Genomic DNA, 11,789 nt, shown 5'->3' with positions numbered 1-11,789 from the left:
TCGTCTCAATCTTGGGCAGTGCTGCCGGTCAGCTCAATGGAGGGCAGAGAATCCTCCGAAGGGAAGCTGATCCACAGGGTCTGGCTGGTGGTGCGCCGGCTGTCGGCGCTGTCGGGGTCGTCGGTACGGTAGAAGTTGACCCGGATCTCCAGGGGATAGTCGTCGGTAACGCCGCTCTGGGCATTCAGCGCCTTCTCAGCCTCCAGGTCGGGGACGAAAAGGAAGAAACCGTCGCTGGTGTCGCTCACCGCCCCGTCGTCGGGAATTTCGGCAAAGAGCAGGCCATAGCCGTTCATGGGCCGGGTAATGGTGGTCACACCGTTGGCCTCGGCGGCCTCGCCGGTGGTGTTGTACACCGCCTCGATCTCCACGGTGTTGTACATCGGGTCGCCGCGATAGGTGCCCAGAATCACCAGGGTGCCGGCCTTGATGACCTCATCCGTACCGTCGCCGTAGACATAGTCCTTGGCCAGGATGCCCACGGCGGCGCCCTCGTAGAAGTCCACCCGGTCGCCGGGGTAATCCAGCAGCTGGACGGCGGCGTCCTGGGGAATGCCGCTGATCTCCACCACGGCGGCGTCATAGGTCCAGATGCGGGTATCGGAGGGCTCTGCTCCGGGCTTATTGAAGTAGGCCACCACTTCCTCGCCGGAGAGGGTGCCGGTCTTGGCGGTGGTCCACGCCTCCGCACCGGTCTCGGCCTTCACCTTCACGGTGTAGACGCCGCTGAGACCGGCGCCGGTGACCTTGATGCCGGTCACGGGAACGGAGACGCCGCTCTTCATGGCAATGGTGACGACGCCGTCCTCACCGCGGGTCAGGGTGTAGAGCGCGGAGTCGATGGTCTTGTCATAGGCCACCCGCACCTCGTCGGCCTGGGCCTCGGTTCCCTGGTTGCCCAGCTTGTCCACCGGCACCACGGAGTAGGTGTAGGTCAGATTGTTGGCCGCCCCCAGATCGTCCACATAGGTGGTCTCGGTGGTGAAGCCAATGGCCACGCCGTTGCGGCGGATCTCATAACCCAGGATATGGGCGCTGTCGCTGTGGCTGATGTTCAGGGTCACCTTGGACGCCTCCACGGAGGCGGTGAGGCTGGCGGTACCGCTGGCCGCCTGGCCGGTGCTGAGGCGATAGGTGCGGGAGGCGTCGTTCAGGTACCAGATGGCCCGGGTCTCGGCGGTGTAGTCGTCCAGGATGTCCTTCACCCCGTCGCTGAGGGTCATGCCCCAGCGGGTGAAGAATTCGGTCAGATTCCGGTCGGCCACCTGGGAGGCGATGAGCGCCACCCGTTCGTCATAGGAGTAGCCGCTGTACGCGCTGCTCTTCCACAGCCGGAAGAACTGGTTATAGAAGGCCAGGGGATCGGACCCGTCGTCGTAGGCCAGATGGAGCTGCCAGTACATACCCAGCTGCACGAATACATTGTTGGCGCTGCCGGGACGGCTCTGGGCCGTTTTGTTAAAAATGTCCGTCCAGCGTCCGTCAACGGTGAGCCGGGTGTCCACCGCCATGGAGGAACCGTCCCAGGCCTGGAGGAACAGGGAGTAAATGTTGTTGGTGCATTCGGTCTTGCCCAGCTTGTCCATGTTGTGGCCGATCTCGTGGGCAATGCCCCAGCCGAAGAGGCCGTTGGTCTGGCCCGCGCCGGTGGCGGAGGTGGGCACGCCCTGCACCAGCGCGGAGGCGGAGCCGTACTCCACGCCCACGTGATTGCCCGCGGCGTACATGAAGGCGCCGGCAAACATGCGCATATAGCGGATGTTCTGGCGGGTGGTCATGGGATAGGTGTAATCCTCCAGGGCAGCGTCGGAACTGATGATGCCCTGTACCTTGTTGGCGATGAAGAGCTCCTCCTCCCAGGCCAGGACATTCTGATACATGGTGTTCACCATGGCGTCCTCGTCGTTGTTGACCCCCTTCAGACCGGCCAGCACCTGGTCGGCGGGAAGGGAGAGGAGCACACTGGGCGTGGAAATCTCGGTGGCGTTGCGGATGTCGGTCTTGTAGCTGGCGGCGGACAGGCCGGAGACATAGGCGGTGAGCGTCTGGACATAGGTCCGGATGGCGTCCTTGCGCTGGGTCTCATTCATGGTATACCAGCCGGACAGCTCCAGGACCGGCATTTCCCAGGCGTTATCCAGCACCCGCACCTGAAGCTTGATGGCCTTGGCGTCGCTGCCGGCATAGGTCAGATAGAGCATACCGCCGCGGGTATCGCTCAGGGAGCCAATCTGCTCAATGGTCAGATAGTTGCGTCCGTTGTGCAGGGCCACAGGAGTGCCCTTCCACACGCCGGACTCGCCGTAAAACTGGGTGGGCACCACATAGACGGCCGCGTCATCGGACAGCTGGGCATAGATGGCTACGGTAGCGCCGGCCTTGGCGGTAATGCCCAGGGGCTGGAGGTCGCTGGCGGTCTGGCCGGCGGTCACGTCGGCGGAAGCGCCGCCGCTGCGGCTCTGGAAGTCGTTCTTCACCAGACCCAAGGCGTTTTCGTCCTTGTCCAGCAGGGCCTGGGCCAGGTTCAGCTCGTCGTTGAGCCGCTTTACGTCCAGATAGAAGCTGCTCAGCGCGGTAAGACGCTCCTGCAGCGCGGTGACCTGGGACTGCTCCACCGTGCCCTTCAGGGCGGTAAAGCTGCCGTCGGTGAAGAGGCCGGCAATGTCATCGGCCAGTGTGTCGCTGTTATAGAAGGCGATCTCGGAGATGCTCACCCGGGGGCCGCCCAGCTTCTCGCCCAGCGCCAGGGTGACGCTCTTGACGCCCTTGGTCTCGGGGAAGGAAAGGATATAGTAGTTGCTGCTGTTGACGTTCACACCGTCCCGGTAGTAGGTGGCCAGCACCTGGCCGTCCTCTCCCTTCAGGGTGACGGTGTAGTTGGCGATGCGGTTTTTATAGGCGCTGTCCAGATAGGGCACCACCAGCAGGTAGTTCATATCGTGGACGCTGCGGAAGGTGTAGGTAATGCTGCTGTTGTTCCAATAGGTGGCGGCCACCCAGTAAGTATTGGGGTCATTGTCGGTGAGATGGGTGGTCACGTCAAAGTTGGGGCACAGGCTCCAGTTCACGTTGCTGCGGTCCGCCATGACGATGGAGGAAATCTCCCCGTTGTCGATGCGGCCGTCGGTGGGCAGCGCGGGCATCTCAAAGCTCTCCCGCTTGGGCGTGCCCAAAGCAATGGAGGAGTAGGGACCCACGCCGCGGCTGTTGCCTGCCTTCACCGCCACCTCATACTCGGTGCCGTTGGTGAGGCCGGTGATCACCGCGCTGGTGGCGGTGGTGTCGCTGCCCCAGCGCTGGAACTCGGAAGCGCCCTTTTCCCGGTAAAAGACCTGGTAATAGGTGGCGTTCTTGGTGGAACCCCAGGTCAGACGGAGCGCGCCGTCCGCCGCCTCCGCCATAATGTTGGAGGGCGCGCCGGGTGCGCTGTCAGGCACCGGTACGGCCGACAGAATGGCCGAGGGGGTGCCGATCCAGCCCTCGCTGGTGGCCACGATCTGGAAGTAATAGGTCTTGTTGTTGGTCAGGCCGGAAACAGTGGCCTTGTTGGTATTCACCGCCAGGCTCTGGTTCAGGCTGCCCTTGTCCGTTCCGTAGTAAACGGTGTAGCCGGTGACGTTGGACACGCTGTCCCACACCAGGGCGATCTCACCGTCGCCGGCGGTGGCGGCCACGCCCTTGACCTGGGTGTCCGCCTGGATGGCGTCGGAGACAATGTCCTTCAGGAATTCGATCTGGGTGACGGCGGCATACTCCGGCGTCTGACCGGTCTGTCCGGTCACCTTGGTGACGGTAATGGTAACCTTCTTGACCGCCACCTTCTTGCCCAGATCAATGGTCACCGCGTTCTGCACGGCGGCCCGGCTGATGGCGTGGACCCCCGCCGGCATGCTCACGTCAAAGGGGATGGTGATCTCCTCGTCCTCCTCCGTCAGCACGGTGACCGTACCCGCCTCAATGGCGCCGTCGGCGCTGGGGGTGGTGATGGCGATCTCGCTCATCTCGGTGGGCTGCTCCAGCGTGATGGGGATGGACAGCTCCTCCTGGCCGGCGGCAGGCGCCACCGTGACGGTGCTCTGGCCGCTGAACAGGTCCGTCAGGCTGCCCTGGGTCACGCTCAGGGCGCTGTCGTCCACCGCGGCGGAGACGATGGCGGCGGTATCCAGCAGTCTGGGCGTTCCCTCCAGATCCATCACCTTATTGATATAGGACAGATCCACAATGTCCACCACCCCGTCGCCGTTGAGGTCGTAGGTGCTGATGGCGTCGCTCTTGCCCAGCTGGGCCTCCAGGGCTCTCAGGTCCTGGCCGTCCACCACATGGCGGCCGTCGGTGTTGTCCACATCGCCCAGGGAGAAGGTGCCGTTGCCGGTGTTCATAATGACATGCTGGGAGTAATGCTCCAGATGCACCTCGGCGGTACAGGAGGCGTAGCCCTTGCCCTCCAGGCGCAGGGTATAGTCGCCCACCGGCAGGCCGGTGAGCTTGATCTCATAGTAGCCTACCTGCTGCTCGGTGGTCATGGGGACGCCCTGGGCGTTTTGCTTTTCCATGCTCACCTGACCGGCGGTCAGAATGCTCTCGCCGGTAACGCTGCCGCTCTCCAGGTCGATGACGGCGCTCTGACCGCTGCTGTTGGTCAGGGTGAGCTTGAGGGCCCGGCTGGCCACCTCATCCGCCCGCTGGGGCAGTCCGAAGCCAATGGTCAGCCCGATGGAACCGGTCTGCTGGCTCACCTGCTGCACCGATACCCCGTCGCTTACGGAAGCGGCGGCAACGGAGGGCAGCCATCCGGAGCAAAGGGAACCGGTTACGGCAAGGCTCAGTAAACCGGAAACAACTCTGCGGAACTGGTACAATGTACTCATCCTCTCTGTCACTTTCATGCTGGCGGGACCTTCGGCGGGGCCGTCGGTCTCTGCCGTTCTCTGTCTGTCATTATAGCGGGGCCGCCTCCCAATTGCAAGAGGTTTTGGTTACTTTTTTATTTTTGTTATTATAACTTATAAATGTTTTGTAACTTCATTTTCTAAAGTAACTTTGCACAATTCCGCCTTGCACCCCCTTGTCCGCTCTCAAAGGGGATTTTCCTTTGACCCGCTGTATATGGACCAAATACCATTGCTTTTTCCACAAAAATAGCCTCTATTCGTCTTATTTCTTTCCGGTTTTGTTTTGATTGTCAGTTAGTATTAACTAACTTATGCCCAAGATTCCCTCCCATTTTCCCCCTTTCTTTGTGCGTTTTTACAGTTATCTTTTGCTAACCATTGCGTTATACTGGTACACGTCACGCGCAGGCTTACAGACGACCGGCCTGAAGCCCGCGCACTTTTTCTATCCGTTAGTTAGCCTTAGCTAACTATAAAAATCACCGCAGCTAGGAGAAATCCTTATCAAAGCATCGAGATCCACCCTTCTTTTGGGAACACTGCTGGTTCTTTGTTCCATCTGTTCTCTTTTCGTCGGCGTCATCGATATCACACCCTCAGACCTGCTGTCCGGTGACGCGCATCTGTGGAACGTCTTTCTGATCTCCCGCCTGCCCCGCCTGCTGGCTATTTTATGCACCGGCGTGGGGATGAGCGTGGCCGGACTCATCATGCAGCAGCTTTGCAGCAACAAGTTCGTCTCCCCCACCACCGGCGCCACCATCTCCTCGGCCCAGCTCGGTATTCTGCTGGCCCTTCTCTTCCTCCCCAACTCCACCCTATGGAGCCGGGCTCTCTTTGCCTTTGCCGCGGCCATCCTGGGGACCTGGCTCTTCGTCTGGTTCATCCAGCGCATTCAGTTCAAGGATGTGGTCATGGTTCCCCTGGTGGGCATCATGTTCGGCAACGTCATCGGCGGCGTCACCAGTTACCTGGCCTACCGGTATGAGATGACCCAGGCCCTCTCCTCCTGGCTGGTGGGACACTTCTCCCTGGTCCTCAAGGGCCGGTATGAGATCGTCTGGCTCACCGTCCCCCTGGTCCTTCTGGCCTTTGCCTTTGCCAATCACTTTAACATCGTGGGCATGGGCAGGGAGTTTTCCAGCAACCTGGGCGTCCCCTATCAGGCGGTGCTCTTTCTGGGGCTGAGCATTTCCGCCATGATTACCGCCTCCATCGTGGTGGTGGTGGGGTCCATCTCCTACGTGGGCCTGATTGTGCCCAACGTGGTGTCCATGTGCAAGGGGGACAAGCTCCGGGGCGCCCTGGCGGATACCGCCCTTTTCGGCGCGCTCTTCGTGCTGGTGTGCGATATGATCGGCCGGGCGGTCCTCTATCCCTACGAGCTGCCCATTGAGCTGATCGTGGGCATTCTGGGGAGCTTCCTCTTCATCGGCCTGCTGTTCTACCGGCTCAAGTACGGCCGGAAGGCCATTCGGTTCAGCGGTTCCGGGACCGGCTGCTGCTCCGCCGCACCCATCCGGGAGGGAGGCGAACATCCGTGCATCTGACCGCCATACGGTCCAACCGCCGCAAGCTTTTCCTCCTGGCGGTCCTTGTCCTGCTCTGCGCGGCCGGCTATCTGCTGGCAGAGGTGAATTTCTCCAACCCCAGGCTGTTTGCCTACGCCATGAAGCTCCGCCTGCCCAAGCTGGCCGCCATGCTCCTCACCGCTTTTGCCATCGGCGGCGCCTCTCTGGTGTTTCAGTCCGTCATCAACAACACCATTGTGACCCCCTGCCTGTTGGGCATGAACGCCCTCTACACCCTGATCCACACCTCCGTGGTCTTTTTCCTGGGCTCCGGCAGCCTCATTGCCGCCAACGCCAATCTGTCCTTCGCGGTGGATGTGGTCCTCATGGGTATAACCGCCACCCTTCTATACAGCTGGCTCTTTCAAAAAACCAACCACAACGTCCTCTATGTGCTGCTGCTGGGCACCGTGCTCACCTCCTTTTTCGGCAGCATCCAGACCACCCTCACCCGCGTCATGGACCCCAACGAGTACGATACCCTCCTGGGCACCCTGGTGGCCAGCTTCAGCAATATCAACGCGGAAATCCTCCTCTTGGGCGCCGCCCTGTTCGGCATGCTCGTGCTGGTGGGGGGACAGCTGATCGCGGAGCACGTCTATTCCTATGCCGTGCCGGTGAGCGTTTTTATCACCGTGGGCGGCGGACTCTATTTCTTCTATCTCCTCCTGACGCGAAAGAAGGTATGACCATGCAAATTACGCAGCTGACCAAACAATACGACGGTAAGACCGTGGTGGACGGGGTGTCCTTCTCCATCCCCAAGGGAAAGGTGATCTCCCTCATCGGACCCAACGGCGCCGGTAAATCCACGGTGATGGGAATGATCTCCCGCCTCATCGCCCATGACAGCGGGCTGGTGGATTTTGAGGGAAAGGACATCGGCAAGTGGAAGAGCAGGGAGCTCTCCAAGCGCCTGGCCATCCTCACCCAGTCCAACCGCATCCAGATGAAGCTTACCGTCCGGGAGCTGGTGGCCTTCGGTCGCTTCCCCTATTCCGGCGGACGCATCACGGCGGAGGACGCGGCCATCATCGACCGGGCCATCTCCTATATGGAGCTGGAGCGCTTACAAGACCGCTTTATCGACGAGCTCTCCGGCGGCCAGCGCCAGCGGGCCATGATCGCCATGGTCATCGCCCAGGACACCGAATATGTCCTGCTGGACGAGCCCACCAACAATCTGGACATCTACCACGCCACCAATATGATGAAGATCGTCCGCCGCCTGTGCGATGAGCTGGGCAAGACGGTGATTCTGGTGCTCCATGAAATCAACTACGCGGCCTTCTATTCCGACTATATCTGCGCCTTCAAGGACGGAAAGATTGCCAAATTCGGCACGGTGGAGGAGGTGATGACCAAAGAAACCCTCTCTCAGATCTACCAGGTGGAGTTTGAGATCCTCACCATCGCGGGCAAATCCCTGTCCGTCTATTACTGACCCGCTGTTTTCGGTACTTTTTAGAAAAGGAGTTCTTTTGCCATGAAAAAGCTTGCCGCCCTTGCCCTGTCCGGCATCCTTGCCCTCAGCCTCACCGCCTGTTCCCCCGGTTCCGCCGCCCCGCCCTCCGCCCAGGTCTCCCAGGCCGCGGAATCCCCCCGGACGGTGACCATCTCCTCCCTCAACGGCAGCAAGGAGGAGGTGACCGTGGAGGTCCCCTATGATCCCCGGCGCATCGCCATTTTGGATATGGCCTCCCTGGATATCCTGGACGCCCTGGGTGTAGGCGACCGGGTGGTTGGGACCGCCGACACCAGCCTGGACTACCTCCAGAGCTACCTCCGCGACGACGTCGCCAATCTGGGCACCATCAAGGAGGCCGACCTGGAGGCCGTCATGGCCTGTGAGCCCGATGTCATCTTCATCGGCGGCCGTCTGGCCTCCAGCTACGACGCTTTGTGCGAGATCGCTCCCGTGGTCTATCTGGCCACCGACCCCCAACTCGGCGTGGTGGAGAGCGTGCGCAAAAACGCCGTTGCCGTGGCCTCCCTCTTCGGTCTGGAGAACAGGGCGGAGACGTTGATGGCCGGCTTTGAGCAGCGCGTCACCGCCTTGCGGGACTTCTCCGCCGGCAAAACCGCCGTCATCGGCCTGGTGACCAGCGGCAGCTTCAACGTGCTGGGCAACGATGGCCGCTGCTCCCTCATCGGCGTGGAGGCGGGCTTTGACAACATCGGCGTGGATGCCAACATCGACACCTCCACCCACGGCAACGAAGCCTCCTTCGAATTCCTGGTGGAGAAGGACCCCAACTACATCTTCGTCATGGACCGGGACGCCGCCATCGGCACCGACGGCGCCCGGCTGGCCCAGGAAATTATGGAAAATGAGCTGGTCATGGGGACCGGCGCCTATCAAAGCGGCCATATCGTCTACCTGGCCCACCCGGCGGTGTGGTACACCGCCGAGGGCGGCATCACCGCCCTGGACCGGATGCTTCAGGACCTGGAGCAGGGATTGGGCCTATCATAAAAAAGCGGGCGGCCGTCCGCTGTCCCTCCGGCTAAGCGCAGCTCTGCCCGGGGACGGCGAGACGGCCGCCAGTCCTTCATGGCCTCCCTTTCCTTTGTCCTGGGGCTTTCCAACGAGGTCCGGTCCCCCGGCATCCGGCCGGAAGCCACGTCTCCGAACGGAAAAGCCGCACGATAAGCAGAGCGTTGTCACCAGGGACCGGCAGGGCGGCAGTAAGGTCGAGATACGGGGCTGAGACATTAGAGCCCCCTTTTTCTCTCTTCCTCTGCTGCCATCAACTTCTGGGTAAGTACAGCGCGTCTTTTCTCAAATTGGCGGATTCGATCATATCGCGCCGATATTTTGTTCTTCAAATAGACCCTATCCTCTGTGCTCACTGTACTGGATGCGAGTTCTTTTTCCGCTTTTCTGATATATTTTTCGCTTCTTTTGATGGCAGCATTGCATATTTCAATTTCATTTCTCAAAACAGCAATCCATACGCCGCTTTGCACCTGTCTGACCTTTTGGGGATCGTCATCAAAAAAGCAGCAATAGGAGGCAATGTTTGGGTCATCTGTCCTTTTTCCCTTTTTATGTACACAATGTCCCCCATAAAAATATGCACACTGATGGCAGGTTTGACTGCGCCTTTGTGACTCTTGGAAAAAACGACATTTGTGGGCCGCACAAATGCTATAGCCGCTGTTAAATAGACCGCATACGTTCCCCTTTATTTTAATATAGGGGCATTGCGTTTTTTCATCGATAAATCTATAATCATCGTTTTCCTTCTCGACGGCGTATTTATAAAAGATATCTTCAATATGAAAAGGACTCCCGCTGAGTTTACCGTGGCGTGCCATTTTCAGTCCTCCTTCACCCACAAGTCTAGGAAAAAAGGCCCCTCTCTCATGAAATTGTTATTTTTTATTATATACCATCTTCTTTCCATATTTCCAGTTTTATTCCGTTCGACGACAAAAGGCGTTACTGGCTCAAAAAGCAGCGTATGACCGGATCACAGAAGATAAGCGTGAAGAGAGAGAAAACGGCATGAAAAATGCTCCGTCCTTTTTCGTTTGAAAGGACGGAGCATCTTTTATTTTATAAAACTCACTCAAACTCCACCGTGGCAGGGGGCTTGGAGGTGATGTCATAGAGCACCCGGTTGACGCCCGGCACCTCGTTGACGATGCGTACGCTGATCCGGTCCAGCAGCTCATAGGGGATGCGGGCCCAGTCGGCGGTCATGAAGTCGTCGGTGGTCACCGCCCGCAGGGCAATGGCGTAATCATAGGTCCGGCCGTCGCCCATGACGCCCACCGAACGCATGTTGGTCAGCGCCGCGAAGAACTGGCTCAGCCGCCGGTCCTCTCCGGTCAGCGCCGCCTCTTCACGGAAAATGGCGTCGGCCTCCCGCAGCATGTCCGCCTTTGCCTTGGTCACGTCGCCGATGATGCGGATGGCCAGACCGGGGCCGGGGAAGGGCTGCCGGCTCACCAGATACTCGGGCAGGCCCAGCTCTCGGCCCAGCTGCCGTACCTCGTCCTTGAAAAGAAGGCGGAGCGGCTCGATGATCTCCTTGAAATCCACATGGTCGGGCAGCGCGCCCACATTATGGTGACTCTTGATGACCGCCGCGTCGCCCGCGCCCGACTCGATCACGTCGGGGTAAATGGTGCCCTGGGCCAGATAGTCCACCGCGCCGATCTTCTTGGCCTCTTCCTCAAAGACCCGGATAAACTCCTCGCCGATGATCTTCCGCTTGTGCTCCGGCTCGGTGACGCCCGCCAGCTTGATCAAAAACCGGGTCTCGGCGTCCACCCGTATAAAGTTGATGTCCCACGGGGCAAAGGCGCGTTCCACCTCGTCCCCCTCGTTCTTGCGCATCAGGCCGTGGTCCACAAACACGCAGGTGAGCTGACTGCCCACCGCCTCGGCCAGCAGCGCCGCCGCCACCGACGAGTCCACCCCGCCAGAGAGGGCCAGCAGCACCTTGCCGTCCCCTACCTTCTCCCGAATCTGGGCAATGGCGGTGTTTTTATAGTCCCCCATGGTCCAGTCGCCGGCGGCGTGACACACCTCATAGAGGAAGTTCCGGATCATATCGGTGCCGTGCTGGGTGTGGTTCACCTCGGGATGATACTGCACACCGTAAAAGCCCCGGGCTTCGTCGGCGATGGCCACATTGGGACAGGCGTCGGAGTGGGCCGCCAGCCGGAAGCCCTCGGGCACCTTGGCCATATAGTCCCCGTGGCTCATCCACGAGACCCCCTGCTCCGGCAGGCCGTGGAAGAGCTTGCACCCGGTATCATAATAGGTGACCGTCTTGCCGTACTCCCGGGCGGAATCCTCCTGGGCCTCGGTGACCTGACCGCCCAGGGTGTGGGCCATCAGCTGGCAGCCGTAGCAGATCCCCAGAATGGGCACCCCCCAGGTGAAAATCTCCGGGTCCACATGGGGAGAAGTCTCCAGATAGACGCTGTTGGGGCCGCCGGTAAAGATGATGCCGATGGGGTCCATGGCCTTGAGCTGCTCCAGCGGGGTGGTGTAGGGCTTGACTTCGCAGTAGACGCTGCACTCGCGCACCCGCCGGGCAATGAGCTGGTTATACTGCCCGCCGAAGTCCAGGACGATCACGGTCTGATGGGACATGCTGTTGCCTTCTTTCTCTTAGGATACATTGGGATTTTTACAAGATAGGATACCATACTCCCGGCCAAAGCGCAAGCCTTGCCTCAGCTGTGGTGATCCTCCTTGTGTAGGAGTACAATACATGTTGGACAGTTGAATAAAAAAGGATGAAGGATAGGGCCTCATCGGTTAAAGTTGAGTTGCGACACAACAACTTGACGAGAGGGGGCCATA

The 11,789-nt window shown here is 59.9% G+C and carries 7 protein-coding genes; 4 read left to right on the top strand and 3 right to left on the bottom strand.

Features of this window, described 5'->3' with window-relative positions:
- Positions 1 to 5: 5 nt before the first annotated feature.
- Entirely contained in the window at positions 6 to 4,868 is a 4,863-nt protein-coding gene (locus tag H7U37_RS01410) for a M60 family metallopeptidase (protein WP_204873032.1), read from the bottom strand.
- Between the two features lie 554 nt (positions 4,869 to 5,422).
- Here H7U37_RS01410 and H7U37_RS01405 point away from each other — a divergent pair.
- From H7U37_RS01405 to H7U37_RS01390, 4 genes are read left to right on the top strand one after another with little or no spacing between them, the layout of a single operon-like run.
- Positions 5,423 to 6,442 (top strand): ABC transporter permease, encoded by a 1,020-nt coding sequence (locus tag H7U37_RS01405; protein WP_207751916.1) that lies wholly within the window; start codon positions 5,423 to 5,425, stop codon positions 6,440 to 6,442.
- On the top strand, positions 6,433 to 7,152 hold the full coding sequence (locus H7U37_RS01400; protein ID WP_204873031.1) for an iron chelate uptake ABC transporter family permease subunit: 720 nt from the start codon (positions 6,433 to 6,435) through the stop codon (positions 7,150 to 7,152). Before H7U37_RS01405 ends, H7U37_RS01400 begins: the two co-directional genes overlap by 10 nt.
- A 2-nt stretch (positions 7,153 to 7,154) precedes the next feature.
- Positions 7,155 to 7,907: an iron ABC transporter ATP-binding protein gene (locus H7U37_RS01395; protein WP_204873029.1), complete on the top strand. Its 753-nt coding sequence runs from the start codon at positions 7,155 to 7,157 to the stop codon at positions 7,905 to 7,907.
- Between the two features lie 42 nt (positions 7,908 to 7,949).
- Positions 7,950 to 8,939 carry a siderophore ABC transporter substrate-binding protein gene (locus H7U37_RS01390; RefSeq protein ID WP_204873028.1) on the top strand — a complete coding sequence of 330 codons (990 nt, stop codon included), beginning with the start codon at positions 7,950 to 7,952 and terminating at the stop codon, positions 8,937 to 8,939.
- Between the two features lie 239 nt (positions 8,940 to 9,178).
- Here the strand turns inward: H7U37_RS01390 and H7U37_RS01385 are convergent, their stop codons facing one another.
- Together H7U37_RS01385 and guaA are read right to left on the bottom strand one after the other, a co-directional pair.
- Positions 9,179 to 9,784, bottom strand: a complete 606-nt coding sequence (locus tag H7U37_RS01385; protein WP_204873026.1) for a hypothetical protein — start codon at positions 9,782 to 9,784, stop codon at positions 9,179 to 9,181.
- Positions 9,785 to 10,034: 250 nt separating this feature from the next.
- The gene (gene guaA, locus H7U37_RS01380) at positions 10,035 to 11,576 is read right to left on the bottom strand and encodes a glutamine-hydrolyzing GMP synthase (RefSeq protein ID WP_204873025.1); all 1,542 of its coding nucleotides are present in this window, start codon (positions 11,574 to 11,576) and stop codon (positions 10,035 to 10,037) included.
- Positions 11,577 to 11,789: the final 213 nt, after the last annotated feature.

The organism is Pseudoflavonifractor phocaeensis (assembly GCF_016901735.1).
Classification (GTDB): domain Bacteria; phylum Bacillota; class Clostridia; order Oscillospirales; family Oscillospiraceae; genus Pseudoflavonifractor_A.
This window is presented reverse-complemented; position numbering and strand designations above follow the sequence as displayed.